Below are 26,359 nucleotides of genomic sequence, written 5' to 3' on the forward strand. Positions count from 1 at the left end.
CAGTAGTGAAAATAATTTCTAAAATTTTGATTTGAAGTGTTATAGCCACTTTCTGGTGAATAATGATATCAGTGTTTTCGGACTCAGTGTAATTACGAAACGCACTTTTTCATCATAATTGTCCTGCGCAATTTCCCATCCGTTATTGGAATATACCGGAAAATACAATTCAAAATAATCGGGTACAAGATTTAATCGTATTCCGCTATCATACAGGAATTTAGTGGAATAGAACTGGTTTTTCATCATCCCCAAATCGCCATAAACTTCCACCCAGTTCCAAATATTGAAACTTCCGTTTACGGTAGTCATCCATTGGTTGGCAAAACGGGCATCAAATTTCGACTTGAAACCGCCTTCGGCCATAATGTATTGTTGACTGAACAATCCGGTACTTTCAGAGCGGCCCAATAATCCGTAATCATACAGATAATCGGTAGGACGATCCAATCCGAAACTGAAAAATTCCGATTTGGTGTCACGGTACATGAACGTTCCCGCAAAAAAGCGAAGATTTACCTGGCGGTTGTTCTCAAATAGTTTGCGGTACTGAATTTCGCCGGACAACTTCCCGAAATTATTGGCAATCTGAACATCCGTCATTAGATTATACACCCGGGTAATTTCCGATTCCCCTTTGGAATAACGCAAATTGAAAACCGAATAGTTTTCATCCTTGCTGGTTACAAAAACAGATTGCTCCCGGTTGACAAACACATGGCGCAGCGTTACATTTTCTTTTTTATTGGCCCGGTAATCCAAATCACGGAACCGGAACGATATCGACGGGGTCACTTTGGTGTAAGCCGCATTGGGTGCGTAATGATAGGTGGAACCGCCAAGACTGTAACGGATATTGTACAGTCGGTCTTCGCGGATATTCTGATTTATAGTGAAAAAAGCGCCACCGATAAGCGAATTGGTATTGGAAGAATATACAGGAGTTACATCAAAAATAAAAGGTTTATCCAATAGGGATTTGTTGTGGAAACTCAAGCCCGGTGAAATACCGTCGTAAAGATTATACGAGAATTCCGGAACATAAAAAATCTGATTCACATTGGAATCTTCCAAATCCTTCACGAAGGTGAATTTAATCGGACGGTTGTTGCCGAAGAAACTTTTAAGGGATTTCCAGTTGTTTCTGGAATTGTATTCGGGGATTTCATTGTTGTAATTCAGCACCACTTTGTCGGCATTGGCTCTCGGAAACGTAATTACGGTGTCTTTTGTGACGTTTTCCACCCATTGTTTGAAAACAATACTGTCGTTCTTTATTCCGTAAACCGAAATGGGAACATTGGTTTTGGTTCTGTTTTTAATAACCACTTCAATGGTTTCGTTGTTCTTTTTTACTTTTCCGAATTTATAATCTATCAATTCCCGTGAATGCACCACCGTAGTAAAAAACCAATCAATGTTTTTGTCGGTTTTTTGATTTAAAATATTTCGGAAATCGCTTTCATCGGTTTCTTGCGACGCATTTAATTTTACGAAATCGGTGATGGAAGAAGCCACAATATCATTCCCCAGAAAATCATCAAGATAATTCAAACTCATTCCGGCCCTGTATTTGCCTGATATCTGTTCGTTGAATTTAATGAAACTGCTTTTGGAATCACCAATAGGCTGATCAAGATTTTTACGCGCCATCAGCAGGTAGAGGTAATAATACTGATCGTTGAAATTGGATTTGAATAGGTTAAAGCCTTTCAGCAATCTGTAATCCGATAAACTGCCCATCATTTTCATGTTGGGATAATGTTCGTCGATGTATTTCATCATCACATAGGTCTGAATCCCGTCTGCAATCCACGTGCCCTTTCTCGGATTCAGATGCAAAGCCGTTTTCAGATAGTTGTTGGTGAAGGTTTTCAGAAATTTCAGTTCATACAGGAATTCATCGGGAAACGGACTGATGAAGGAAGGCAATTGGTTTAAACCATAAAACGGATTTCGGTCATAATCCACTTGAGAAACGATTAATTTTTCCTGGGGCAATTTGCCTAAATTTTCCGTTACATAGTTTACAACGCGGTCGATAACAATGGCTTTCTGAAAATCGTTTAACCTTTTGTCTTTCAGATTAGTTACGACTTCCATTTGTGTGTTTTTATAGTTGGAAAACGTAGGGTTGGATTCTAAAATCAGATTGAAATCCTGAATGTTTTCCCCTTTTAAATGATACACGGTCTGTTCCTTCTTTTCGGATATTTTGGTGCTTTTCAAATCGGTAAACACGTGAAATCGGGAAGGAATCGTCATAGTGATATCGTAATTGGCCAGACCATTGGCAATATCATCCAGATTCTCATTACTGTTTTTTATGAAGGAGTTGTTTTCAATTCGGGCGGGTGTTAAGAACCAGTTTTTCAAATGGAGGCTTCCGGAATTCTCGTCGGCACCAAAACGGGTAAAACGATGATTTGGAATGGTAACGGTATACTTTATTTTTATTTTAAATTTATGATTCGGATAAATGGGGTTAACCAGATGAACATCAATTAAATCGACCTGGTTGTTTACTCTGGAAAATTCCAAAACGCGATTGTTCTGATCGATGATGGAGGTAATGGTTGTGAGTCCGCGATCACTGTCTTTAGCCAAATGAAAACCCCGGTAGAATTCGTCGGAAAAACGTTTGGCCAGTTTTGAATTCTTATCCGAGTAGGCGTTGTTCCAATCGTTTAAGATATAATCTTTTAAAGTGTCTTTCGTAGTGTTGAAATAAGTGATTTCCTGCTCCACGGTAAGCGTTTTGTTTTCCGGTTCGGCAAATACCAAAAGCGTGTTGGTATGTTGTCCTGAAACAAGATGTATACCGAGAAGGAAAAAGCTGAACAGAAAAAAACGGAATGGGAGTCTCAAAGGCTTTTATGGTTTTTGTAGTACTATAAGTTGTAAATTTAGGAAAAACATCGGTTTGTCATACTATTCAGATAATAAAAAATAATTAGTGATTACTTTTCTTACAAGGCAATTGTTTTTGTGTAAACTTTTCAATAACAGGCTGTTATTCGATAATAAATACCTAAATTTATAGCCCCAAATTTTAGAGGAAATGATAAAAAAACTACTATTACTGTTATTTGTCGCATTGGTTTCGAACGCGACTTTCGGCCAGCTTGTAATTAACGAATTGGATCCCGACACACCTTCCATAGATGTACTTGAATTTGTTGAAATAAAGTCGGATACACCAAGTTTTGCTTTAGACGGTTATGTGCTTGTTTTCTTTAATGCAACCAGTACAGCACCTTACGCAGGTACTTTAAGTTATTTAGCTGTTGATTTAGACGGGTATTCTACTGATATTAATGGTAATTTTTTAGTTGGAAATGCTCAGCTTAGCCCTTCACCATCAATAATAATTACTAATAATATAATTCAAAGCGGTCCCGATGCTGTAGCAATATATTTAGGAAATGCTTCTGATTTCCCAACAAATACACCAGCAACAGCTGCAAATCTTATAGATGCGTTGGTATACAGCAATAATGGTACTGCACAAGCAACGGCATTAATGACCATTTTTGGCGAAACAGTCAGTTATAATGAAAACGTAAACGGTGCAGCTACAACACAATCCATCCAACGCAAAACCGATGGTACTTACGAAGTAAAAGCTCCAACCCCGGGTGTTAACAACGACGGTTCCGGTATTCCGATAAATTATGTAACAGTTGCTTTTACGCAAACGTCTTATAATGAAGGCGATAGTTTCAATATTACCTTTACCGCCAGCCAACCGGTTCAGAATGAAACCCTGATTATGAATTTCACGTTAAACAACGGAAACTTCAGTATGTCGGACTTTTCTGGAGGGTTAACCGTTTCCATTCCGGTAGGACAAACCACGACGCAAACCGAAATTATTTTAACAAATGACACTGTAGATGAAGGCGATGAGGAATTGTTATTCCGATTCCAGCCGCTTCCTTTTGGATACGTTGCGAACAACGATAATATTACAATTCGTATTTATGACAATGATTATCAGGTAAATACGTGGGGAACACCTTTAAACCCAACCTATGGCGTTGTTTCCAGTACCGCTCCGGCAGGGTACTATGCTTCTTTGGAAGGATTGTCGGGAGCCGCTTTAAAACAGGCGCTTCAGGATATTATAGCCAATCCATCTGTGGTGCGATTACACAGTTATGCCGATATCTGGGAAATTTTACGAACTGCCGACCAGAATCCTGAAAATTCCAATCAGGTTTGGTGCATGTATATCGAACAGCCAATGGCGAAAATCGATCAGCAATCCGGCAGCAGTATCGTCGGTAAATGGAATCGGGAACATATCTTTTGTCAGTCCAGAGGCGGTTTTGACGTGGCTCAAGGCGACACGGCAGACGGGATTGGTGTTTGGAATTCAACAAGTGCCACAAGTACCGTTGACGGTGTTTCTGATGCTCATCACATACGCGCAGAAAACGGTCAGGAGAATTCTTCCCGAAACAATAAAAATTACGGTCCGGTAGCAACATCAACGGTTTACGCAGGACCAATAGGAACACAAGGCTCATGGCGCGGCGATGTGGCAAGAGCAGTGTTTTACATGGCCGTTCGTTTCAATGGATTGAATGTGGTGAATGGTGATCCGTCTGAGTATTTGGTTGACGGGGTAACTCCTTCGGGTAATATTGGCGATTTAGCCACTTTGTTAACCTGGAACACTACAGACCCCTCCGATGATTTTGAATTGAACAGAAATAATTATGTATATACCTGGCAAATGAACCGTAATCCGTTTATTGATTATCCTAATCTTGCGGACTATATTTGGGGAAGTCATGCAGGAGAACCCTGGTTTTCGACTTTAGGAACCAATGATGCTGCTGAGTTGAAATTTTTGATGTATCCGAATCCGGCCAACGACAGAATTACGATTTCAGGAATTCAGGGCAATGCAAAAGCGGAAGTGTATTCGTATACCGGACAAATAGTGGCCAATCAGAACTTTTCAGACACGACTACATTGCAATTGAATTTACCTTCGGGAATGTATTTTGTAAAAGTGACTTCAGAGAATAAGACTACGACTCGGAAGTTGATTATACGGTAATAGAAAAACATCTTTTTAAGAGAAAACCATTCGCTGCGGTGAATGGTTTTTTTATTTTGTAGTGAGCGTTTGATTTCTCCACTTCATTGGGAGATTCTGAGTAAGGTTCACTTTACTCTAACCAATTAAATGAAACAAAAAAAGCACTCAAGTGAACTTGGTGCTTTTTCTTTTTCATTTAGTTTGTGGGGAGAGCAGGATTCGAACCTGCGAAGATGTAATCAGCGGATTTACAGTCCGCCCTCGTTGGCCGCTTGAGTATCTCCCCCCTGGCCATACAAGCAAGTATCTTGCTTATTGCGGTTGCAAATATAGCACTGTTTTCTCAGTATCCAAACATATTTTAAAGATAATTCATAACTTTTTTTTAACGTATTGGGGCTGAATAAAATAAAAAAATCTCCCGAAGGAGATTTTTAAATATTCTTTTTCAAAAGAGGATTATTTTGCTAATAATTCTGCAATTTTCGCTTTCAATTCGGCACCACGAAGGTCTTTGGCAACGATTTTTCCTGTAGCATCAAGAATAAAAGTAGCCGGAATTGATTTTACATTGTATTGTTTTGCGATACCGTCTTCCCAAAATTTTAAATTGGAAACATGTGTCCATGTTAATTGGTCTTTTGCAATGGCTTCTTTCCATTTTGCCGCATCTTTATCCAAAGACACACCAATGATGTTTAAACCTTTTGAATGGAATTCATTGTATAAAGCTACCACGTTAGGGTTTTCCGCACGACAAGGTCCGCACCATGAAGCCCAGAAATCAATAATGGTCACTTTTCCTAACGATTCTTTTAGAGAAACGTTTTTTCCTTCCGGATTCGGAGCAGAAAAGTCCGGAGCCATAGTTCCGATGGTTACCGCTTTTTGACTTTTGATGAAATCATTTACACGAACACCACTTTTGGTTTTCTTGATATCGGAAGCCAAAGCGTTATATAGTTTTTCAATTTTTGCAGCCTCAAGTGTCTGTCTTCCGATGAAGTTCTCTAATAAAAGGGAAGAAAGGAAGGCATTAGGGTTTTTTTCCACAAATGTTTCGGAAAATTTATCCATGTCATTCTGGAAAGTCATGTTTTGTTTTCTAAGCGAATTCATGGTAGCGGTATCGTTCACTTTTTGTGCATCCATAAATTTCTGTTGGTTGTTTTTCTGGAAAGCAAGCATTTTTTTATAGATTACGCTTGACCCATCATTATATTCCTGAAATTTATCGTTATTGTTGGTTCCGCTGATTTTGGATTTCTGAATCGTATCCTTATCTACCGTAATAGTGATTTCTCCGTTTTCAAGAATAAAAGGTACCATTCCGGAATCAAGACTTTCAATTATAATGAAACCAATTTCCGGACCTTCTTTGAATTCTCCCTTGAATTCGAATTTTCCGTTTTCTACTTTTACAGTATCTTTAGAAACAGGGCCCATTTCATTTTGAATCTGAAGAATAGCCATTTTTCCGTTATCAATGCCTGTTGCCGTTCCGGAAATTAAATATTCTGTATCTCCAACTTTACTGCAAGAAGCCAAAAGGGATAATCCGGCTAATAAAAGAATCTTTCTCATTTTTATGTTTATTTGTTTGTGGTGCAAAAGTATTTATTTTTTTGCCTATTTATGATCTATAGTGCTAAATTTTTGTTAGAATTTGGAAACAAAAAATCAGGCAACAGCCTGATTTTTATTATTTCCTTATGGTATTTATTTCAAAGTGGACGGACAAACGAATTTCGTTAATTCGACGCCCGCATTGCGAATTCCGCTGATTCCTTTTTCTATGTTAATCATGTTGTGGTAACCACGTGCTTTTAGAATGGATGCCATGATAACAGAACGGTAACCGCCGGCACAATGCAAATAAAAATCTTCGTTTTTAGGCACTTCGGAAAGTTGAGTGTTCACAAAATCCAACGGAATATTTACGGCATTTTCGACATGCTCGGCTGTAAACTCACCCGGCTTACGGGCATCTACTATGGTAAGTTTTGTTTTGTCCTTTTCGGAAGCAAACTGTTCCGGAGAAATTGATGCGATGCTGTCAGTCTCAAAACCTGCCGCTTTCCAGGCTTCCAATCCGCCTTTTAAATAGCCCAGACAGTTGTCAAAACCAACACGAGCCAAACGGGTAATGGTTTCTTCTTCCTTGCCTTCCGGAGTGATTAATAAGATAGGCTGTTTCACATCCATGATTAACGCGCCTACCCAAGGTGCAAAGTTGCCGTGCAATCCAATGAATATCGAGTTGGGTACATGCTCCTTAACGAAATCATTTTCATGACGTACGTCCAAAACCAAGGCTTCCGCGTCGTTAGCAATTGCTTCAAATGCTTTTGGCTCCAATGCGGTATTGGCTTTGTTCATTACGGTTTCCAGACTGTCATACCCCTGAATGTTCATCAGTACGTTTTGAGGGAAATAGGCCGGTGGCGCTCCCAAACCGTCTAACAATTCTTTGGTGAATTCTTCTTTGGTCATGTCGGCACGCAAGGCATAATTCACTTTTTTCTGATTGCCTAAGGTATCGGTAGTTTCCTTACTCATGTTTTTACCGCAGGCACTTCCGGCACCGTGGTTTGGATATACGATCAAATCGTCTGATAACGGCATGATTTTGTTGCGAAGCGAATCGAACAGCATTCCGGCCAGTTTCTCCTGCGTTAAATCCGAAACCAGTTTCTGAGCTAAGTCGGGTCTTCCCACATCACCGATAAATAAGGTGTCTCCGGTTATGATACCGTGTTGTTTTCCGTTTTCGTCAATCAAAAGATAAGTAGTGCTTTCCAGAGTATGTCCCGGAGTGTGCAATGCTTTTATGGTATAATTTCCGATTTTGAATTCCTGATTGTCTTCCGCAATAATCGCATCGAAATTTGGTTGAGCCGTTGGTCCGTAAACGATTTGTGCTCCGGTTTTTTTAGATAAGTCCAAATGTCCTGAAACGAAATCGGCATGAAAATGCGTCTCAAAAATATATTTGATTTTCGCATTGTCTTTGGTAGCTTTATCGATGTAGGGTTGCACTTCTCTTAAAGGATCGAATATGGCCGCTTCACCATTATTTTCAATATAATAGGCGGCATGTGCTATACATCCGGTATAAATTTGTTCTATTTTCATATATGTAAAATTTATTTATCAGAGGTTATATATGGTATCGCTTTTTTAATTATTGATGTTTGCTTGCGCAAACTTGATGTAAATGGCGATTTCATAACGTATTCAAATTTTTTGTAAAGATACTTCAATATTTAAACATAAGGGTAACATTGGTTACAGTCCGAAGAATTCTTTGGTTAGAATAAACAGCGCCATAAGCAATACAAAGTAACCAAATCCTTTTTTAAGTTGGGCTTCATTTAGGAACTTATTAAGATAAATTCCGATAAAAATTCCAATAACGGATAAAGAGGTAAAGGTCAGCAGAAAATACCAATCGATTTCCAATGTCTGTATGTCGCCTGTAAAGCCAATCAGAGAGTTTAGTGCGATGATAAACAGGGAAGTGGCTACCGCTTTTCGCATGGATAGTTTGGCAAAAAAAACAAGAGAAGGGATGATTAAAAATCCGCCTCCGGCACCCACCAAACCGATTAAGATTCCCACACCAAAAGTTTGGACTATAAAAAGAGGTTTCGATTCGTTTTTAACCGAAGGCGTTGCATTGAACCTCTTTTTCTTCAGCATCGATAAGGCGGCGAATAACATGATGATGGCAAACAATACCATTAGAAAAAACTCTTTAGTAATGCTGAAACCCGAGACAGAAAAGATAACATCGGGTAGTTTCGGGACAAGATAACGTCTTGTAAGATATACGGCAATAAAAGAGGGAACGGCAAACAAAAATCCTTTCTTTAAATCGACCATGCCTTTGAAAAAATTTTGTGTGGCACCAAAAGCCGAAGTGGTTCCAACAATAAACAGGGAATAAGCGGTTGCGGTAATCGGGTTAAAACCAAGAACATAGACTAAAATAGGAACGGTAAGTATGGATCCGCCGCCACCGGTTAGGCCTAATATCAGACCAATAATTAAAGCCCCTATATATCCCAAAATTTCCATTAGAATTGAAGGATTTCGATTTTATTGCGGTTCAGTTTGATTTTTCCTTCCAGCTCCAGACTCTTTAAAAGTCGGGAAATTACTACGCGGGACGTATGCATGTCGGTGGCAATTTCCTGGTGGGTATTGGCAATTTCCGTGGTTCCCAAAACTTTAGCTTTATCGGTTAAGTATTTGTACAAACGTTCATCCATTTTCATAAAGGCCAAAGTGTCTATGGCTTCCAGCATTTCCAGTAGGCGGACATTGTAGCTTTCGAAAACAAAATTGCGCCAGGATTTGTATTTGACAATCCATTCTTCCATTTTTTCAATCGGAATCATGATTAAATCGCCGTCGGTTTCAGAGACTGCGAGTATTTTACTTTTGCTTTTTCCCAGGCAACAGGTTAGTGTCATCGCGCAGGTATCGCCACGTTCCAGAAAATACAGCAATAATTCGTCGCCGTTTTCGTCTTCCCTTAAAATTTTAATGGCGCCGTTTAAGAGTATCGGCATGAATTTTACCTGTTCGCCTATTTCGATAAGAATATCGTCCTGATGGAATTTTCTATGTACGCCAACTGCGGCAATTTCTTTTAATAATTCATCTTCAAACAGATAGTTGTAGGATTCTTTTAACAGCTGATACATTATTTCTTTTTTACAAATTTAGGATTTAGAAAATCGCGATACGTAACTTTTGTTACCAATATAAGGAGGAATTATTAATTAATCAAAAAGGAGTGTTAAATTGTTGGTTTGGATTGCATTTTATTCAAAAAAATGACTTTGGTTTTGTTTAAAATAACATATATTTGCTTGCTTTTTTCAGAGCATAAAAAATAAACAAACAAACAAAATAAGTTGTAAATCATTAAAACTATGGCAACAACAGCAAAGCCCCAGCCAACCATGTATGAGAACGTGAAGAATCAGTTCGAAAAGGCGGCTAATGTGATGGGATTGGATGAAACTGTAAAGAAAATCCTTTCTTCTACAAACAATGAAATTATAGTAAACTTTCCTGTAAAAATGGACAACGGAACGGTAGAAGTATTTACCGGTTACCGTGTACAGCATAACAATGTTTTAGGTCCTTACAAAGGAGGATTGCGTTACCACCCAACAGTGGATATTGATGCAGCAAGAGCATTGGCAACCTGGATGACATGGAAAACCTCTTTAGCAGGACTTCCTTACGGAGGTGGTAAAGGGGGAATCCAATTGGATCCTAAAAAATATTCACAAGGAGAATTAGAGCGTATCACACGTCGTTTCACTTATGCATTAGGTGACAATATCGGTCCTGAGCATGATATTCCTGCACCGGATGTGAATACAAACGCACAAATGATGGCTTGGATTGCAGATACGTATATGTCTACAAAATCTCCGGCTGAGCGTTCTAAAAACCAACACGTGGTTACCGGAAAACCGGTAGGTTCAGGAGGTTTGGAAGGTCGTGACCGTGCAACAGGTTTCGGAGTAGTGGTTACTTTGGAATCTTGGGCAAAATTAAGAAACACTTCTTTGGAAGGAAAAAGATATATCGTTCAGGGATTTGGTAATGTAGGGTACTGGGCAGCTCACTTTATGAACAAAAACGGAGCAATCCTTGTTGGAGTTCAGGATGCTACAGGAACAATCTACAATCCGGAAGGAATCGATCCTGAGGCATTATTGCGTTTCCAGGCCGATAACGGAACGATTTCAGGTTTCAAAAACACACAGGATTACAATGGTGCAGAATTCTTCGGAATTGACTGTGACGTAATTATCCCTGCTGCTTTAGGAAATCAGATTACTGCCGGAAATGCTGATACAGTAAAAGCGAAAGTTATTGCTGAAGGAGCAAACGGACCAACAGATACAGAAGGTGAAGCTATTTTATTGGCAAAAGGAATTGAGATTATTCCGGACATTTTATGTAACTCAGGAGGTGTAATCGGTTCTTACTTTGAGTGGCTGCAAAACCGTAACGGAGAAATCTGGACTATGGACGATGTGATCATCAAATTGAGAAAGAAAATGGAAGACGCTTTCAATCGTGTGGTAATTTCAGGCGGTCAGTACAAAACAGACTGGAGAACAGCGGCTTACATTCAAGCGTTAGTACGTATTGAAATGGCTTACAAACAAAGAGGTATCTTCCCTTAATTGGTACTATTTTCAGATACAAAAAACCATCCGCCACCGCGGATGGTTTTTTATTTTCTATAATTAGCGTTTTCTTTGCGTCCCTTGCGAAAAACTTAGCGCACTTTGCGGTTAGATTTTAAATGACACTAAACAGCAAAACCAACCACCCGGCAACCAATAATAATCCACCAAGCGGTGTAATAGGCCCAAGAAATCGCCATTTGTTACCACTCATTGAAGTCAGGCATAATCCGTAAATACTGAATGAAAATAAGAATACTCCAATAATAAAACACCAGCCAATAGTTTTTTCCAAACCGGATTGAAATGTTATAAGTTGCGGAAGAATTAATAAAACAAGTGCATGGTACATTTGATACTTTACCCCGGTTTCAAAGCTTTTCAGTAAATCCTCACTCATTTTTTTCTTTAAAGCATGCGCACCAAAGGCTCCGAAAATTACAGCCAATCCGCCATACAAAGCGCCAAATGCTAAAATGGTTTCTTTCATAATATTGTTTTTTCAAAGATAATTAATACTATGTGTATTGGAACGCGGATGACGTTGATTTTGGCAGATTAAAAGATGGGGCTTAAAAATCCGAGCTGCTTTGCATCTGTTTCATCGGCGTTCCATGCCACCAGTAAATCACGTCCATAAAAACGAAATGCTTATCTTTGCCACAATGCAAAAAGTCTACAACAAAACCAATTTTCACAAACACACATTCTGTATTTACAGAGAAGTGGCGCTTACGGAAATAGCCGGTTTAAAACTTAGTTATACCAGCAAATCCGGAAGCAGTTATTATTTTACGGAAAAGGGGCTGTACAGAGTTTCCAATCATTGGGGACGTGCTGCCAATTGCCGTTGGCGTCTGTTGCCTTTGGAAAACGGAACTTTATCCAAAACAAAAGCAGGTTATGCCAACTGGTCCGATTTTTATCCGAACAACGAACACGACAACCTGTTTTATGTGGAAGTGAATTGGGAGACTATGGAAGTCAGTTTTCAACACAAATGCAATCCGGAGTACAATGGAAAAGCCCAACTTCGAAATGCGACAGAAACCGCTAAAGTAGTTCGTCATCTAAACGAAGTGCTTACCACCGATAATTGGGCAAAATATATTAATTTTGACGATATAAACATATTACGAAAAGAAGTTGTATCAGCATTAGTGAATACAAACCGTTCGTTTATCGATATTAAAAGAAACTATCATGAGCAGAAATAACGAAGCGAATATAAAAAAGCACAACGACAAACTGCACAAAGCTCAAGACAAGGCAAAAAAAGCTGCGATTACTCGAAAGGAAAAATTGAAAGCTATTACCAAAAAGTTTAACGAGAGTAATAATAAAGCTTAAAGCAACAGATACATGGAAATCAACTTCACCGAATTACAAATAACCGTACAGCAAGTAATCGATTTATTAGCTGCCAAAGACACCAAAGGGGCCAATAATAAATTAACCGATGCCAGCGAGTTATTGGATGAATTACTGGATCATGCCGAAGAAGACGATGATTTAATTGAAATCAGCCGCTATCAGGTGTTGTTGAATCAGTTGCATCAGAAGATTAATGGGTAGTTATAAGTTATAAGGGAAAAGATTGAAAGCAGAGAGCAGAGAGCAGAGAGCAGAGAGCAGAAAGCAGAAAGCAGAAGGCAGAGAGCAGGAAGTAGGAAGTAGGAAGTAGGAAGTAGGAAGTAGGAATATCCCTTATCCCTTAACTCTTTTCCCATTTCATAAAATAAACTAAAAATGCAAAACTGTTATTGTGGTTCCGGTAAGTCCTTTTCGGAATGCTGTGAACCTTATATTTCCGGTGTACAAAAAGCCCCAACTACCGAAGTTTTGATGCGTTCGCGTTATTCGGCGTATTGTACTCATGCTGCGGATTATTTAGTGGCTACTACGCATTCTTCCACACGCCGTCATCACAATAAGAAAGACATTCTTTCCTGGGCATCAGAAAACCATTGGATTAAATTGGAAATCATTTCGGCTTCCGAAAATACAGTGGAATTCAAAGCGTATTTCATGGACAATCGTTTGCAGAACAACATTCATCACGAGAAATCCACTTTCAAAAAAGAAGGTGAAAGCTGGTATTACGTGGATGGTATTTTCAATGAAGCAATCAGGTAATGCTTAAGACGGTTCCATTTCAACCAAAAGGGAATTCCTTTAAGAATACGTTTTGTGTTTTTAAAGAAGTGCCGCTAACGGAAATAACCCATTTGGAACAACAGTTTGTCAGCAAATCAGGAAGTGTTTATTATTATACGGAATTGGGTATGTACCGTCTTTCCAACCACTGGGGAAGACTGGCCAACAGCAAATGGCGTTTATTGCCCATGAAACCGGAAACGACATCCAAAATCAAATTAGGATTTGCAGAATGGAAGGCTTTTTATCCGGATGATGCTTCGGAGAAATGGTATTACATCACCGCTGATTTTGAAACCCTTACCGCGAACTATTACCATAAAAACAGTCCGGATTACCAAGGAAAAGAAGTGGTGCGCACTTATAACGAAACCCAAAAAAGGTTGAAAAACATCCGCAACCTGCTCACGCTTACCCAATGGGCAAAACATTTTAATCAGGACATAGCCATACTCCGGAAAGTCATTGTTACCGAATTGATTCACACCAACAAAACCCTTGAAACAATAAAAAGAGAAGTTTTGAGCAACGGTTAAAAAAGCGTTCCCTGAATTTCTTTTTGTGGATTACCCTGAAACGGAAACGTATCCGTAACTTCAAATTGTTTTATAGTTTCATTGAACTTTCGCAGGACCATACTCTCACATAAAAAATGAGTGTCAATTTCGGTAAACATCTTATACGCGGTTTCGATATGCTCGGGTGTCAATCTTCGGGCAATCGACAAATGCGGGTCATCACTTTTATGTAAATTCTTTATGATGAGCGTATCGTTAATCCGTTTCATTATTGGTTTCAGATTGCTTTTGGAAATTGCATCCGGAGCGATAAAAAAAGCCCCGTTCGGATAGGAACCAAAGTTTGTTAAACGCACCTTCACCGGTTCAAAACCGTCAGCCAGTCTGGTTAATTGCTGTTTGACTTTTTCGATTACCGCATCCGATGCCTTGAATTCACAAACGGTAATATGTCCCACCGAATTCTTACTGTGAAACCAACCCACTTTATCAGACAGGCGTTCTTTCATCCCTTTAACCTGAGCAATAACCGTCTCAGAGGGATAAAACGCAACCGAATAATGTCCTTCCATAAATGTTAGTAATAATAGCGTAAATGTAAGAGATTGTATTCATTATGGTGATATACAGGTAGAATCTTTTCTTTCTTCGGTATCAAGACAAGAGAAAAATACTTAAATTTGAGAGAACACTCACTATTTCAACATGATACCAAAGACCAAACTGCGCGAATCGATCTTCCGACACCTAGACGGTATAACCATCGCTCCAGTAGCCATTAATCTGAAAGACAAAGGTGTCTTGGAGCATCTGCTTAAAGTTAAGAAAACTACCCTTTCCGAGATTACAACCGAGTTTAAAGCCAACGAAGGCTATATGAATGTGGCACTTCGGCTGTTGGCATCGCAGGGTTTTTTAGCGTATCATGCCGATAACAGTACCAATACGGTAACTGTTACAACAAACAATACAACCGAGTTTGCTTTTTCTTTAGTGCCTTTATACAAAGATGTAGTCGAACTGCTCAACACCACCGATGTTTTTACTTCCAATACCATCACAGCCGAAAGCATTGAAAAGTTAGAACCGCTTTTCAATACCTATACGAGGAACTGCAATCTCACATTCAATGATAATGCAACGCTGAAAGCCATACAGGAACAGATATTAATGCACATTGAAGGGTATCTGGTAGCTCCGTTAATCGTGAGTTTGGGAATGAGTGGTATGTTTCACAAATATTTTATGGAGACGTCCTTCAGAGCGGAAGAATTCCACAAAAACCCGGAAGCCTTTGCCAAAATGCTCAATTTCTTTACCTATTTAGGATGGTTTACCGAGAAAAAAGGCAATTATCAGTTTACTGAAGATGGATTGTTCTTTGCTAAAAGAGCTACCGCATATGGCGTAACGGTATCTTATCTGCCGATGTTCAAGCATATGGAAAGCCTGTTATTTGGTGATCCGAATGAGATGCGCGACATCGCCGTCAACGAAGATGAGATTCACGTAAACCGCGAAATGAACGTGTGGGGCAGTGGAGGAGCGCACGCCACTTATTTTAAAGTCATCGACGAAATCATTATCGAATTGTTCAACAAACCCATACAGGAACAACCTAAAGGAATACTTGATATGGGTTGTGGTAATGGTGCTTTCTTACAACATATTTTTGATGTGATAGAACGTCAGACACTTAGAGGAAAAATGCTAGATGAATACCCGTTGTTTTTAGTGGGTGTCGATTACAACCAAGCGGCTCTGAAAGTAACCCGGGCCAATTTAATCAAAGCCGATATCTGGGCTAAAGTGATTTGGGGCGACATTGGAAATCCCGATGCCCTTGCGTTGGACTTAACCGAAAACTACAACATTGACCTGAAAGACCTATTGAATGTGCGTACCTTTTTAGACCACAACCGCATTTGGGAAGAACCAAAAACCAGAACGCCGGGCAGAATAAGCAATTCTACAGGAGCCTTTGCGCACCGTGGTAGGCATTTGACCAATAACGAAGTGGAGGATAACCTGTTAATGCATTTTAACAAATGGGCGCCGTACGTACACAAATTCGGATTACTGATGATAGAACTGCACACCGTTGCTCCACAACTAACCGCTGCCAATTTAGGAAGTACCGCTGCTACGGCTTATGATGCCACACACGGTTTCTCCGATCAGTACATTGTGGAAATTGATGTGCTGCACAAAGTAGCTGCCGAAGCCGGTTTGCAACCTGATATGGATTATTTCAGAAAGTTTCCTAATACGGATTATGCTACCGTTAGTATTAATTTGTTGAAGGGGTAATTTCGGTTTGTTATTACTAACGTAGCATATTCCTACAGTCATTGCGAGCTTGCGAAACAATCTCTTCTTTAATCATGAGATTGCTTCGTCGTCCCGATAGCTATCGGGACTCCTCGCAATGACAGCTTGGTTATCTCCTCGCAATGACAGTGTAGATGCCTACCACAATGACGGTGGACTCACAACATGAGCGTGAGTCGTTGTGTCATTACGAGCGTAGTGAAAAGGAGCGCGGCAATCTCATCATTGAAGTTGAAATTACTTAATCATTCAACTCGTTTCACACTTTTCCATACACCTTAACCACATAATTCCCATTTAAGAAGATTTCCGAATCTATCTGGCTTTGCAGAATAACGCCACTAAGAGAACCTTCCAGTAACAATTGTGCGGCCTGTGCCAATGGTGCTGCCGTGGTAGTTTGGATGGCTCTTAATTGATGGTTACCTACTTTTTGGGAGACGATTTTCTTGGCGATTTCCCGTCGTCTTAAGGTTCCTGAGGCATCTTTGCCTTCCACGGCGGCGTAGAGCACAATCTGGTCGTCCTCTATGTGTGGGATAATTGCTTCCATCTTTTGCTGCAGAACTTTAATTGCCTCATCGGATTTGTCTGAATTGGTTAGTTGTTCCGCAATCCAGGCATAATGTCCGGGGTGACGTAAGGTTTTGTAATCCAACGAACGTACCTTACCTGATAAGGCATCCGGTAAATCTGCTGCACCACCGGAGGTCAGGTCTTCTTCATAGGCGGTACCGTCAATAAGGATGGTGGCTCTTTCTGAAAGAGAAGGTAGCGTTGTTTTTTTATAATCCCGTAATACGATAGTGTCTTTCAGGTATTCGGTGGCGACACCAACCGGACTCCAGGTGAAGCCATAGTAGTGCGGTGCCACGGCATGATTGGTAAGGGCTCCGACTTTAAACTCCAGCTTATCCACTTTCTCCACGCCAAAGTCTTTGCAGAATTGTTGGAAAAGTCCATGTGCCAACAAGTCGATATAACCCGGTGCCAGACCGGTTTGCAGCACAAAACCTGTTTTGGCTTCTTTGGCTAATGCTATTATCGCTTCGGTTTCGGCTACATATTCGGTGAGGTTGGCATAATGCATGTGGAAATCTTTGGCAAACTGCGCTATTCTTGGAGCCTGACTGCCGGGCAGACAATCGAGAATGATATCGCCTTCATCAAAGAGGACTTTCATTTCATCGGTAAGGTTATTTTCGTCAAGATGAAAATCCTGAACCGAACAGGGTTTTGTAGTGCCTGCTGCAATCCATTCGGCTACTTTTTTAGCTTTTTCAGGAATTCGGTCGCCAATGAAAAGGGTAGGATGTACCTCACTCCATTCCATAAGTAATAAGCCCACTGCTTCGGCTATGCCACCGGCACCGGCAATGATAATGGTATGATGCGTTTTCATGTGTTGTTGTTTGTTGTTCGAAGGAATAAAGTTACTGTTTTTTTGTGGTATTGCGTTTGGAGTGATGGGTAATTTGTTGGTTTTTAGTGGGTAGTGTAGGGTTGTAGTGTTTTTGTCATTGCGAGCCTGCGAAGCAATCTCTTTTTTGGACATGAGATTGCTTCGTCGTCCCGATAGCTATCGGGACTCCTCGCAATGACGGGGTTGCCGCGCTTCGCTCGCAATGACTGTGTGTGTATCTCCTCGCAATGACGGGGTTGCCGCGCTTCGCTCGCAATGACTGTGTGTGTATCTCCTCGCAATGACGGGTTTGCTGTGCTTCGCTCGCAATGACGGGTTTGCTTCGCTACGCTCGCAAACGAACCGTAACCCATTTACCCATTTCAATAGCGATAAAGCATGTTATTGCGACTATTACAGTGTCCCGTAATGCTTCGAGAGGAAGTGCTGTAGTTTTGAAGATAGGTTGTAAAAAAGGAACGTACACCAAAAGAAACTGAAGTCCGATAGTAACGACAATAACGCCGAGTAACAAAGGGTTTCGGAACAGTGAGACCGACAGTACCGATTTATCCAGACTTCGTACCGAGAGCGCATTGCCTAACTGAATAAGACACAGTAAGGTGAAAATCATTGTTTGCTGCAGTAGGATTGGATAGCCTTTGGATACGGCAATGTACTGCAATACAAAGGCTGCTATGGCCATTAGTATTCCGGTCAGGAGTATGCGGGGTAGCAGGCCACCGGCAAAGAGGTTTTCTTTAGGCGGTCGTGGTGGTTTCTGCATGATGTTCTTTTCAGTAGGTTCGGCGGTAAGGGCAATACCGGGTAATCCGTCGGTAACGAGATTGATCCACAGGATGTGAATGGGAAGTAAGGGTACGGCAAACCCTAATAATGGCGCGAAGAAGATCACCAATAGCTCTCCCAGATTGCAGGACAGTACATACAGTATGAACTTTTTGATGGTATCATAAATATGACGGCCTTCTTTTATGGCTTTTACAATAGTGGCAAAGTTGTCATCCAATAGTATCATGTGGGCGGCTTCTTTTGCCACATCGGAACCGGTAATGCCCATGGCCACACCGATATTGGCCTGTTGTAACGAAGGGGCATCGTTCACGCCGTCTCCGGTCATGGCAACGAGTTGGCCTTCCTGTTGCAGGGCGCGTACAATCTTTAGTTTCTGTTCCGGGGAAACACGAGCATATACCGAAACACTTTTTACCTTTTCCCGTAACTGTATGTCGGTTAATTCCATAATGTCGGCGCCGGTTAACGCGGTTCCGTCTCCGGGAGCAATTATCTGTAGGCGCTCGGCAATGGCTAAGGCGGTTAGGGGTTGGTCTCCGGTTATCATTACGGGTTTGATGCCTGCGGTTTTGCATTGGGTTATGGCAGCAATCACTTCTTCCCGCGGTGGGTCAATCAGTCCTGCCATGCCCAGAAAGTCCAGATTGCTTTCCAAGGCTTCGGTGAGGGATTCCGGTTTTGTGTCCAATATCGTATAGGCATAGAACAAAACCCGTAAGCCTTCCCGTGCCCATGTTCTGTTTTGTTGCAACAGCGCTTCTTTGGTATCGGAATACAGTGGGGAAAGTGTTTCTGCAATTTTAACGGGCGCTCCTTTTACCAATAGGATAAACTTGGTATCGTAAGGATGTAAGGTAGCCATTCGCATTCGGTTCGAGTCAAAAGGAAGGATGTCCGTTATCGGGTGTCTGGTAAGGGCTTCATCACGGGTTAGTCCGTGTTGCAGGGCGTAACGGGCTAGAGCCACTTCGGTAGAATCACCTAACAGGACATTGTCGGCATTAAAGCGCACTTCATTGTTGAGCAATAAGGCGTGCAGTAGTAGATTGTCTTTTCCTTCGGCAGGCACTACCTTTTCAACGGTCATTTTATTTAGGGTAAGCGTACCAGTCTTATCACTACAAATGTAGGTGATGGCGCCCAATGTTTCCACTGCGGGCAGTTTTCGGATAAGGGCATTGTGTTTTACCATTCGGGAAGCGCCCTGTGCCAAAGCTATGGTGATTACGGCAGGAAGCGCTTCGGGCAGCGCAGCCACGGCAAGCGATAAGGCGGTGAGAAACAGGGTTAGTGAGGGTTCGTTCCGATACAATCCGTATCCGAAAAAGGCGATGCACAACAACAGTACCACCACCACCAATTGCCGACTGAACGTTTGCAGGCGTTTTTGTAGCGGTGTTTTTTCGGGTTCGGCTTCCAGCAGGGTGGCAATGCGACCAATCTCGGTGGCCATTCCCGTTGCGGTAACCAGCATTGTTCCGGAGCCGTTACTTACTATGGTGCTTTTAAACACCATGTTGCGTTGGTCTGCCGGGAGTATTTTGTCTTCTTGGATGGGGGTGGTTTTTTTTTCTACCGAAGCACTTTCACCGGTGAGGGTTGCTTCTTCGGTTTTTAAGGCGCTTACGGTGAGCAGACGGCCGTCGGCAGGGATGATGTTCCCGGCTTCCAGTACCACAATGTCACCGGGTACCAGTTCGGCGGCGTCTATGGGGATGTGTTGGTTGTCTCTTATCACCACTGTGGTTTGGGCGGACATTTGTTGGAGTTTGCGCAGGGCTTTTTCGGCATTGTATTCCTGAAAGTAGCCGATTAGGGCATTCCCCAGGATGATTACCAAAATCACGTATCCATCGGTGGTTTCTCCGGCTATGAACGAGATGGCTGCGGCTCCCATCAGAATGAGAATCATTACGTCTTTGAATTGCTGGATGAAAATGGTGAGTCGGGACTTTTGTTCGGGAGTTTGCAGTTCGTTCTTTCCGTACTGTTTTTGTAAGGTGCGAATGTCATCGGGGGACAACCCTTTTTCGGAAGAGTGCCAGTGCTTTAGTGCTTCGTTGATGGTTTGTTGGTATCCCGGTTTCATATACTCAAATGTAAGCATTTTCGTTGAGGAATGGAAGGTGGGGAGGTTGCCGCGCTTTGCTCGCAATGACGGGGGTGTTGCAATGACGAGTTTGCCGCGCTTCGCTCGCAATGACGAGGGGTGTTGCAATGACGAGTTTGCCGCGCTTCGCTCGCAATGACGAGTTTGCCGCGCTTCGCTCGCAATGACGGTTAGTTCCCTTGTAGACGGATAAATATTTTTTTAAGTAATGCCTTTCCGTCTCTTTTGTCTTTGGGGACTTCGATGGCTTTCAGGCCTTGCGGTGTGGGTATGAACTGATAGCTGAAAACAAACTGCGGGTTTTTCGGATTGTCGTTTAGGAGTCCGAAGCGGAGGTCGTTAAAAAATAACTTTCCGTTGTATTGGGTTACGAGGTACCAGCCTTCGCTGCCGATTTGTAGCTTTTTGAAGTCGGTATTGTCTTTTAAGGTTAGCTCTAAGTCGTGGTTTCTTGGATAGCTTTTAAAGGTGATGGGTTGGGTATCGAAAAGCGAATATTCGCCTAACAGGTATCCGTCTTGAGTGGCTATATTGGCATTCCACAAGATGAGGTTGAAGGCTGTTGGTTTTACCAGGATTTCGTTACAGGTAATCTTTTGGATAGCTATAGCCTTTTCGAATTGGTGCAGGGCATACTGCTTGATACTAAAGGCCAGTACCAAATAGGCCGTACTGATGTACAAGCCCCTTTTTATATACCTGGTGCGCAACACGGTGTCTTTGGTGCGCCAAACCAGTATCAGTGTAATAAGCAATGGGATGGTATACAGCGGATCGATTACAAAGATGCTGTTAAGGGAATAGCGATAGGGCAGCGGCCACAGGATTTGGGTACCCCATGTGGTGCACATGTCGAGTAAGGCGTGGGTAAACAGGCACCAGAAGGCCATCCATGAAGCGCTCTTAAAGGTAATCCGTTGTTTTTCTATGTGGTTGATGCACCAACCCAAAAGCGGGGAGAGTAGCAGGAAGAACAACAGGGAGTGACTCATGCCGCGGTGAATCATCACGCCGTCTATGGGGTTCAGGAATTTGCCTGCCAAGACATCCAAATCGGGGATGGTTCCCAGTATGGCTCCGTAGAGAAAGCCACGGTTTTTGAGGGTCTTTCCGGCGCATACTTCGGCTACGGCTATGCCTAATACTATTTGGGTTACTGAATCCATAATGCAAAAGTAAGGGGAATTGGGGAGTTTTGCTAGTATTTGTTTTTTGTAAATGCATTATGTGTTAACACCCCCCGAAGCCCCCCTCGAGGGGGAATCCTATTAAGATGTTTTTGTTTTTGAAAATGGATTAATGTTTTTATAAGTTATTCGCGTTATAGGTATTGTCCCCTTGAGGAGACTTTAGGGGTGTTGGGGTGATGCTTTTATTAAGTGGGATTGTTTTTAGATGTAACCACCCCGCCCTTTGGGCACCCCTCCAAAGGAGGGGAATTCCTATAGGATGTTTTGTTTTTGAAATGGAGTTTTGTTTTTTTAGTTGTATGTGTTATGGGTATTGTCCCCTTGAGGGGACTTTAGGGGTGTTTTTCGTTTTGTCATTGCGAGCCTGCGAAGCAATTTCTTCTTTGAGTGTGAGATTGCTTCGTCGTCCCGATAGCTATCGGGACTCCTCGCAATGACGTATGGGGAATGAGATTGATTATAACCACCCCGCCCTTTGGGCACCCCTCCAAAGGAGGGGAATTCCGATAGGAAGTTTTTGTTTTTGAAATGGAGTTTTGTTTTTATAAGTTGTAGGTGTTTGTGGGATTTTCCTCTTGGTAATTCTTACCAATTATCCGCCAAATTCTAAGACTGTTCGGTTAAATTATATAATTAAAAATGAAAATTGTATAACACATTTGCGCCTTTAAAGAGCGATATTTATATGTAGATTCTAAGAACAGATTCTATTAACGAAAAGAGCGATGATAAAAGAAACGATTACCAAAGTTTTAAGAGAGCAATATGTACCCAGTGCCGAATTTTACAGCCAAGTGATTGATAGTTTACAGGACTATTCGATTTTTACGGTCGATAAGGAACTGAATGTCAACAGCTGGAATTCAGGCGCAACAAACATATTCCAATATGAGACCGAGGAGATTATAGGGAAACCCTTTGAAACCATTTTTACGGAGGAAGACAAAAAAGAAGGTATTCCGCAAAAAGAAATAGATCTTGCTTTAAAAGACGGAAGGTCTATAGATGTGAGATGGCACGTGTGTAAGGACGGCACAACATTTTATGCGGATGGCTTAGTGTTTCCCTTAAAAAATGAGGAGGATGAAGTTACCGGATATGTAAAAATATTGCGGGATATCACTGTCCGAAAAGCATCGGAAGACGCTATAAAAAAATACTCCAACGAGCTTGAAGAACTTAACACCCATAAGGAAAGTGTGCTTGCCATTTTATCGCACGATTTGAGAAGTCCGCTTGCCGGGATTATTCAGGGGGCAGACTATCTGAAATCCAATTTCGATACCCTGGAACCCGCTTTAGCCAAAGCATTGCTGCAAGAACTTCATAATGCCGCTGTGAATGAATTGGATATGCTGGATTATCTGGTGGAATGGGCAAGGATCAAGTATGCTGCCGAAGCGTTTGTTCCTGCTAAAATTGAACTGGTACATTATGTGAACAAAATTTTCGAATCGTTAAAAGAAACCGCCGCCATCAATACCATTCATCTTAATAATGAAATAGAAGAAAACAGCAGTGTGTTTGCCGATGAGAAAATGTTGCTTTCCATTCTTCAGAATATCGTTTCCAATGCCATAAAACATTCGCATAAAGGAGGTCAGATTACCTTATCTGCCAAACAGAGCGAAGGGATGATGATTGTGGAAATAAAAGATACCGGTAGTGGCATGTCGAAAGAAATACAGGCTCAACTTTTTTCTCCTCAGGTAAAATCGCTTTCCAAAACAGTAACAGAAAACAATGGAGCAGGTATTGGGCTATTATTGGTAAAAGGTTTTTTAGAGAAAAACGGTGGTCATATATGGGTTGAAAGTGAAGTGGGTAAAGGATCTTCTTTTTATTTTACCTTGCCTATTAACAAGCCTACGGTGAAAACAGCTGTTTTGTGAGGGGTGTAGGCGATTTGGTGTGGTTGTCATTGCGAGCCTGTGAAGAAATCTCTTCTTTGAGTGTGAGATTGCTTCGTGCCTCGCAATGACGGGGTTGCCGCGCTTCGCTCGCAATGACGGTGTGGAGATTGCTTCGTGCCTCGCAATGACGGGGTTGCCGCGCTTCGCTCGTAATGACATTGTGGAGAGATTGCTTCGTGCCTCGCAATGACGGTGTGGGTTGCCTCCTTGCAATGACAGCACATGGTTTTAAAACCACATGACATCTTTAATATCCTCATATAAATCTTTCCAATCCGGATTCATACCATTAATTAATGCCATTTTTTTTGCTCTGGACCCGGCTTTTAATTGTTTTTCTCGAGCAATGGCATCTCCAATCATTTGGAAAGCTTCGTAATAAACTAATTTGTTTAAATTATATCGTGCTGAGAAGGAGTCATTAAATCGTTTTTCGATGTGTTCGGTAATGCGTTTAGGAAGATTTGATGTAACGCCTATATAGAGAGTAGTATTATTTTTATTTGTGATTATGTATATGAATCCGGGTTTCATGGCAGTGCGTTTACTTTGTTCGTATGTTATTGCGAGCGTAACGAAGTGGAGCGCGGTAATCTCTTTTGTGAGTTTGCTTCGTCGTCCCTCCTCGCAATGACGGGGTGGGTGGTCTCCTCGCAATGACGGTGTGGAGAGTTTGCTTCGTCGTTCCTCCTCGCAATGACGGGTTTGCCGCGCTTCGCTCGCAATGACGGGTTTGCTTCGTTTTGCTTGCAATGACGGGTTTGCCGCGCTTCGCTCGCAATGACGGGTTTGCTTCGTTTTGCTTGCAATGACGGGTTTGCCGCGCTTCGCTCGCAATGACGGGGTTTAAGAGTGTTGGGGTTCTTTTTTGAGGGCATGGGTATTTTCATCGATGCCCATGAATTCGTAGAATTCGCTAAAAGTTACGATTTGGTGTTTTTCTTTGTTGTGTTTTTTCTTGATGTTAGCGATAATCTGGCGGCTTTGTCTTTCGCTTTTTCCTGTGATTTGCATCACGTCTTTCGGGTAAATGCAGATTCTTTTCATTGTTGTGTGTTATTTTGTTTTGTTGTCGGTTTGTCTTTCTTGGGCATCCTTTCCTGCTTTAGTCGAACTGTAGTCGGAGTATAGTCGAAGTATAGTCGGCTTTAAGTCGGAGTAGTAGCTTTTGAAAGCTGTTGTTTTTCGGTCGCAATATTAACTACTTTTCTTTCAAATTACAAACATAAAAATCATTTTGTGTAGGAAAATTATAATTTTTTATGCAAAAAGCGACACTATTGCCCTTTTTCGGCGAAAACGGTCGTTTTCGGCTATGGGTGTTTTTTCTTTTCGAATTCCTGTTTTAGTATTGCAGCCAAATCATTAAAAAACTATTTATTATGGCTAAGGCTAACGGTATTATTAAAATTGAGGGAACTGTAGAAGAGTTGACCTTTTATAAGAAGAACGGTAAAAATTTTGTGCGCAAAAAAGGCGGTGTTTCGGGCGAGCGCATTTCGAATGATCCGAGTTTTGTGCGTACGCGGGAAAACAATACGGAATTCGGGCACTGCGGTTCGAGCGGTAAAGTACTTCGTCGAGCGTTGGGAAGCATGGTTTTTAAGGCGAAAGACAGTCAGCTTTCGAGTCGTTTATTGGGTGTGATGTCGCGAGTGAAAAACACGGATACGGTTTCGGCAAGGGGGAAGCGCAGTGTGGCTGTTGGACTTACCACTCCGGAAGGCAAACAGGCGTTGCGTGGGTTTGATTTTAACGCGAATGCCGATTTAAACAGTGTTCTTTTTGCGCCGTATACGTTAAACACCACTACCGGTGCGGTGGAGATTACGGGTTTTCTTCCGGCAGAGCAGGTACAGTTTCCGCAAGGGGCTACGCATGTGAGTTTGCAGTGTGCGGTGTTGGGGTTGGATTTTAGTACGGAAGTATCGGAAGTGGCGTACAGTAACTTGGTGAACCTGCCTTTGAACCTAACTCCGACCAATGTGACTTTAACGCCTACCAGTGTACCGACCACAACGGGCCAGCAGTTTTTTCTGATGCTGATTTCGTTTTATCAGGAGGTGAATGGGGTGCAGTATTCGTTGAAGAATGAGGAGTATAATGTGTTGCATATTTTGGAGGTGGTTTAGGTTGCCGCGCTTCGCTCGCAATGACGGGTTTGCCGCGTTTCGCTCGCAATGACAGTTTCTCGCAATGACACCCTGTACCGTTTTGGTATGGGGTTTTTGTTTTACTGTGTTTGTCATTGCGAGGAGTCCCGATAGCTATCGGGACGACGAAGCAATCTCAGTTTGCCGCACAGTTTGCCACGCTGCGCTCGCAATGACGGGTTTGCTGTGCTTCGCTCGCAATGACGGGTTTGCCGTGCTTTGCTCGCAATGAGGGTTTGCCGCGCTTCGCTCGCAATGACAGTTTCTCGCAATGACACCATGTACCGTTTTGGTATGGTTTTTTTTTTTTTTTTTTTTTTTTTTGAAGGCTATGTTGTTGTTTTTTAACGATTTAAATTGCTATTTTATAGAAGTGATATACTATTTTGATGACTATTCCCGTTTATATTCTACTTACACTATCCAGTGTAGTGGACTAAAATCAGTAACTTAATAAAAGATAACCTCATGCAAATACTAGCCATCATTACCGTT

At 41.7% G+C, this 26,359-nt stretch carries 22 protein-coding genes and 1 tRNA gene; 10 read left to right on the forward strand and 13 right to left on the reverse strand.

What is annotated here, in order from left to right; all coding sequences use genetic code 11:
* Positions 1-39: 39 nt before the first annotated feature.
* A complete protein-coding gene (locus BLQ05_RS04795) occupies positions 40-2,868 on the reverse strand; it encodes a gluzincin family metallopeptidase (protein ID WP_238321143.1) in 2,829 nt (942 codons plus the stop codon).
* 193 nt (positions 2,869-3,061) lie between these two features.
* On the opposite strand from BLQ05_RS04795, the gene BLQ05_RS04800 reads away from it, so the two are divergent.
* Positions 3,062-5,071, forward strand: a complete 2,010-nt coding sequence (locus BLQ05_RS04800) for an endonuclease (RefSeq protein ID WP_023576570.1) — start codon at positions 3,062-3,064, stop codon at positions 5,069-5,071.
* Between the two features lie 186 nt (positions 5,072-5,257).
* On the opposite strand, the gene BLQ05_RS04805 is transcribed toward BLQ05_RS04800, so the two are convergent.
* The 5 genes from BLQ05_RS04805 to BLQ05_RS04825 form a co-directional block, all read right to left on the reverse strand.
* Positions 5,258-5,339: transfer RNA gene (locus BLQ05_RS04805), tRNA-Tyr, on the reverse strand.
* 173 nt (positions 5,340-5,512) lie between these two features.
* The gene (locus BLQ05_RS04810; protein ID WP_035654537.1) at positions 5,513-6,637 is read right to left on the reverse strand and encodes a TlpA disulfide reductase family protein; all 1,125 of its coding nucleotides are present in this window, start codon (positions 6,635-6,637) and stop codon (positions 5,513-5,515) included.
* Positions 6,638-6,772: 135 nt separating this feature from the next.
* A complete protein-coding gene (locus BLQ05_RS04815) occupies positions 6,773-8,188 on the reverse strand; it encodes an MBL fold metallo-hydrolase (RefSeq protein ID WP_023576572.1) in 1,416 nt (471 codons plus the stop codon).
* A gap of 153 nt (positions 8,189-8,341) precedes the next feature.
* The gene (locus tag BLQ05_RS04820; protein WP_035654538.1) at positions 8,342-9,133 is read right to left on the reverse strand and encodes a sulfite exporter TauE/SafE family protein; all 792 of its coding nucleotides are present in this window, start codon (positions 9,131-9,133) and stop codon (positions 8,342-8,344) included.
* The gene (locus BLQ05_RS04825; protein ID WP_023576574.1) at positions 9,133-9,765 is read right to left on the reverse strand and encodes a Crp/Fnr family transcriptional regulator; all 633 of its coding nucleotides are present in this window, start codon (positions 9,763-9,765) and stop codon (positions 9,133-9,135) included. Before BLQ05_RS04825 ends, BLQ05_RS04820 begins: the two co-directional genes overlap by 1 nt.
* 231 nt (positions 9,766-9,996) lie before the next feature.
* Here BLQ05_RS04825 and BLQ05_RS04830 point away from each other — a divergent pair, with 231 nt between their 5' ends.
* A complete protein-coding gene (locus BLQ05_RS04830) occupies positions 9,997-11,271 on the forward strand; it encodes a Glu/Leu/Phe/Val family dehydrogenase (RefSeq protein WP_023576575.1) in 1,275 nt (424 codons plus the stop codon).
* A gap of 118 nt (positions 11,272-11,389) precedes the next feature.
* On the opposite strand, the gene BLQ05_RS04835 is transcribed toward BLQ05_RS04830, so the two are convergent.
* On the reverse strand, positions 11,390-11,764 hold the full coding sequence (locus BLQ05_RS04835) for a DUF423 domain-containing protein (RefSeq protein ID WP_023576577.1): 375 nt from the start codon (positions 11,762-11,764) through the stop codon (positions 11,390-11,392).
* A 124-nt stretch (positions 11,765-11,888) separates the two neighbouring features.
* Here BLQ05_RS04835 and BLQ05_RS04840 point away from each other — a divergent pair, with 124 nt between their 5' ends.
* The 5 genes from BLQ05_RS04840 (at position 11,889) to BLQ05_RS04855 (ending at position 13,967) form a co-directional block, all read left to right on the forward strand.
* The gene (locus BLQ05_RS04840; RefSeq protein WP_051365755.1) at positions 11,889-12,491 is read left to right on the forward strand and encodes a hypothetical protein; all 603 of its coding nucleotides are present in this window, start codon (positions 11,889-11,891) and stop codon (positions 12,489-12,491) included.
* Positions 12,478-12,624, forward strand: a complete 147-nt coding sequence (locus BLQ05_RS13700; protein ID WP_143000912.1) for a hypothetical protein — start codon at positions 12,478-12,480, stop codon at positions 12,622-12,624. Before BLQ05_RS04840 ends, BLQ05_RS13700 begins: the two co-directional genes overlap by 14 nt.
* Positions 12,625-12,636: 12 nt before the next feature.
* Positions 12,637-12,849 (forward strand): hypothetical protein, encoded by a 213-nt coding sequence (locus BLQ05_RS04845; protein WP_023576579.1) that lies wholly within the window; start codon positions 12,637-12,639, stop codon positions 12,847-12,849.
* Between the two features lie 174 nt (positions 12,850-13,023).
* On the forward strand, positions 13,024-13,410 hold the full coding sequence (locus BLQ05_RS04850; RefSeq protein WP_023576580.1) for a YchJ family protein: 387 nt from the start codon (positions 13,024-13,026) through the stop codon (positions 13,408-13,410).
* Positions 13,410-13,967, forward strand: a complete 558-nt coding sequence (locus BLQ05_RS04855) for a hypothetical protein (protein ID WP_035654540.1) — start codon at positions 13,410-13,412, stop codon at positions 13,965-13,967. The genes BLQ05_RS04850 and BLQ05_RS04855 overlap by 1 nt, the downstream gene beginning before the upstream one ends.
* On the opposite strand, the gene BLQ05_RS04860 is transcribed toward BLQ05_RS04855, so the two are convergent.
* Positions 13,964-14,521: a 2'-5' RNA ligase family protein gene (locus BLQ05_RS04860; RefSeq protein WP_023576581.1), complete on the reverse strand. Its 558-nt coding sequence runs from the start codon at positions 14,519-14,521 to the stop codon at positions 13,964-13,966. The two genes, BLQ05_RS04855 and BLQ05_RS04860, sit on opposite strands and share 4 nt — an antisense overlap.
* A gap of 133 nt (positions 14,522-14,654) precedes the next feature.
* Between BLQ05_RS04860 and BLQ05_RS04865 the strand changes: the two genes are divergently transcribed.
* Entirely contained in the window at positions 14,655-16,259 is a 1,605-nt protein-coding gene (locus tag BLQ05_RS04865) for a class I SAM-dependent methyltransferase (protein WP_023576582.1), read from the forward strand.
* 280 nt (positions 16,260-16,539) lie between these two features.
* Here BLQ05_RS04865 and BLQ05_RS04870 read toward each other — a convergent pair whose 3' ends face one another.
* The 3 genes from BLQ05_RS04870 to BLQ05_RS04880 form a co-directional block, all read right to left on the reverse strand.
* The gene (locus tag BLQ05_RS04870) at positions 16,540-17,835 is read right to left on the reverse strand and encodes a saccharopine dehydrogenase family protein (protein WP_023576583.1); all 1,296 of its coding nucleotides are present in this window, start codon (positions 17,833-17,835) and stop codon (positions 16,540-16,542) included.
* 193 nt (positions 17,836-18,028) lie between these two features.
* Positions 18,029-20,605 carry a cation-translocating P-type ATPase gene (locus tag BLQ05_RS04875; protein ID WP_218120816.1) on the reverse strand — a complete coding sequence of 859 codons (2,577 nt, stop codon included), beginning with the start codon at positions 20,603-20,605 and terminating at the stop codon, positions 18,029-18,031.
* A gap of 173 nt (positions 20,606-20,778) precedes the next feature.
* Positions 20,779-21,774: a metal-dependent hydrolase gene (locus tag BLQ05_RS04880; protein ID WP_023576585.1), complete on the reverse strand. Its 996-nt coding sequence runs from the start codon at positions 21,772-21,774 to the stop codon at positions 20,779-20,781.
* Between the two features lie 749 nt (positions 21,775-22,523).
* On the opposite strand from BLQ05_RS04880, the gene BLQ05_RS04885 reads away from it, so the two are divergent.
* Positions 22,524-23,690 carry a PAS domain-containing sensor histidine kinase gene (locus tag BLQ05_RS04885; protein ID WP_023576586.1) on the forward strand — a complete coding sequence of 389 codons (1,167 nt, stop codon included), beginning with the start codon at positions 22,524-22,526 and terminating at the stop codon, positions 23,688-23,690.
* Between the two features lie 249 nt (positions 23,691-23,939).
* Here BLQ05_RS04885 and BLQ05_RS04890 read toward each other — a convergent pair whose 3' ends face one another.
* Both BLQ05_RS04890 and BLQ05_RS04895 read right to left on the reverse strand, forming a co-directional pair.
* Positions 23,940-24,245 (reverse strand): GIY-YIG nuclease family protein, encoded by a 306-nt coding sequence (locus BLQ05_RS04890; RefSeq protein WP_023576587.1) that lies wholly within the window; start codon positions 24,243-24,245, stop codon positions 23,940-23,942.
* Between the two features lie 312 nt (positions 24,246-24,557).
* On the reverse strand, positions 24,558-24,758 hold the full coding sequence (locus BLQ05_RS04895) for a hypothetical protein (protein WP_023576588.1): 201 nt from the start codon (positions 24,756-24,758) through the stop codon (positions 24,558-24,560).
* Between the two features lie 335 nt (positions 24,759-25,093).
* Between BLQ05_RS04895 and BLQ05_RS04900 the strand changes: the two genes are divergently transcribed.
* A complete protein-coding gene (locus tag BLQ05_RS04900; protein ID WP_023576589.1) occupies positions 25,094-25,843 on the forward strand; it encodes a hypothetical protein in 750 nt (249 codons plus the stop codon).
* Positions 25,844-26,359 lie beyond the last annotated feature (516 nt).

The sequence above is a fragment of the Flavobacterium saliperosum genome (assembly GCF_900100625.1).
Taxonomy (GTDB): Bacteria; Bacteroidota; Bacteroidia; order Flavobacteriales; family Flavobacteriaceae; genus Flavobacterium; species Flavobacterium saliperosum.

Bases quoted from the DNA above. Each gene is read 5' to 3' on its own strand.
- BLQ05_RS04800 (WP_023576570.1), top strand. From the start codon at position 3,062: ATGATAAAAAAACTACTATTACTGTTATTTGTCGCATTGGTTTCGAAC.
- BLQ05_RS04810 (WP_035654537.1), bottom strand. From the start codon at position 6,637: ATGAGAAAGATTCTTTTATTAGCCGGATTATCCCTTTTGGCTTCTTGC.
- BLQ05_RS04815 (WP_023576572.1), bottom strand. From the start codon at position 8,188: ATGAAAATAGAACAAATTTATACCGGATGTATAGCACATGCCGCCTAT.
- BLQ05_RS04820 (WP_035654538.1), bottom strand. From the start codon at position 9,133: ATGGAAATTTTGGGATATATAGGGGCTTTAATTATTGGTCTGATATTA.
- BLQ05_RS04825 (WP_023576574.1), bottom strand. From the start codon at position 9,765: ATGTATCAGCTGTTAAAAGAATCCTACAACTATCTGTTTGAAGATGAA.
- BLQ05_RS04830 (WP_023576575.1), top strand. From the start codon at position 9,997: ATGGCAACAACAGCAAAGCCCCAGCCAACCATGTATGAGAACGTGAAG.
- BLQ05_RS04835 (WP_023576577.1), bottom strand. From the start codon at position 11,764: ATGAAAGAAACCATTTTAGCATTTGGCGCTTTGTATGGCGGATTGGCT.
- BLQ05_RS04840 (WP_051365755.1), top strand. From the start codon at position 11,889: ATGCCACCAGTAAATCACGTCCATAAAAACGAAATGCTTATCTTTGCC.
- BLQ05_RS13700 (WP_143000912.1), top strand. From the start codon at position 12,478: ATGAGCAGAAATAACGAAGCGAATATAAAAAAGCACAACGACAAACTG.
- BLQ05_RS04845 (WP_023576579.1), top strand. From the start codon at position 12,637: ATGGAAATCAACTTCACCGAATTACAAATAACCGTACAGCAAGTAATC.
- BLQ05_RS04850 (WP_023576580.1), top strand. From the start codon at position 13,024: ATGCAAAACTGTTATTGTGGTTCCGGTAAGTCCTTTTCGGAATGCTGT.
- BLQ05_RS04855 (WP_035654540.1), top strand. From the start codon at position 13,410: ATGCTTAAGACGGTTCCATTTCAACCAAAAGGGAATTCCTTTAAGAAT.
- BLQ05_RS04860 (WP_023576581.1), bottom strand. From the start codon at position 14,521: ATGGAAGGACATTATTCGGTTGCGTTTTATCCCTCTGAGACGGTTATT.
- BLQ05_RS04865 (WP_023576582.1), top strand. From the start codon at position 14,655: ATGATACCAAAGACCAAACTGCGCGAATCGATCTTCCGACACCTAGAC.
- BLQ05_RS04870 (WP_023576583.1), bottom strand. From the start codon at position 17,835: ATGTCCAAAAAAGAGATTGCTTCGCAGGCTCGCAATGACAAAAACACT.
- BLQ05_RS04875 (WP_218120816.1), bottom strand. From the start codon at position 20,605: ATGCTTACATTTGAGTATATGAAACCGGGATACCAACAAACCATCAAC.
- BLQ05_RS04880 (WP_023576585.1), bottom strand. From the start codon at position 21,774: ATGGATTCAGTAACCCAAATAGTATTAGGCATAGCCGTAGCCGAAGTA.
- BLQ05_RS04885 (WP_023576586.1), top strand. From the start codon at position 22,524: ATGATAAAAGAAACGATTACCAAAGTTTTAAGAGAGCAATATGTACCC.
- BLQ05_RS04890 (WP_023576587.1), bottom strand. From the start codon at position 24,245: ATGAAACCCGGATTCATATACATAATCACAAATAAAAATAATACTACT.
- BLQ05_RS04895 (WP_023576588.1), bottom strand. From the start codon at position 24,758: ATGAAAAGAATCTGCATTTACCCGAAAGACGTGATGCAAATCACAGGA.
- BLQ05_RS04900 (WP_023576589.1), top strand. From the start codon at position 25,094: ATGGCTAAGGCTAACGGTATTATTAAAATTGAGGGAACTGTAGAAGAG.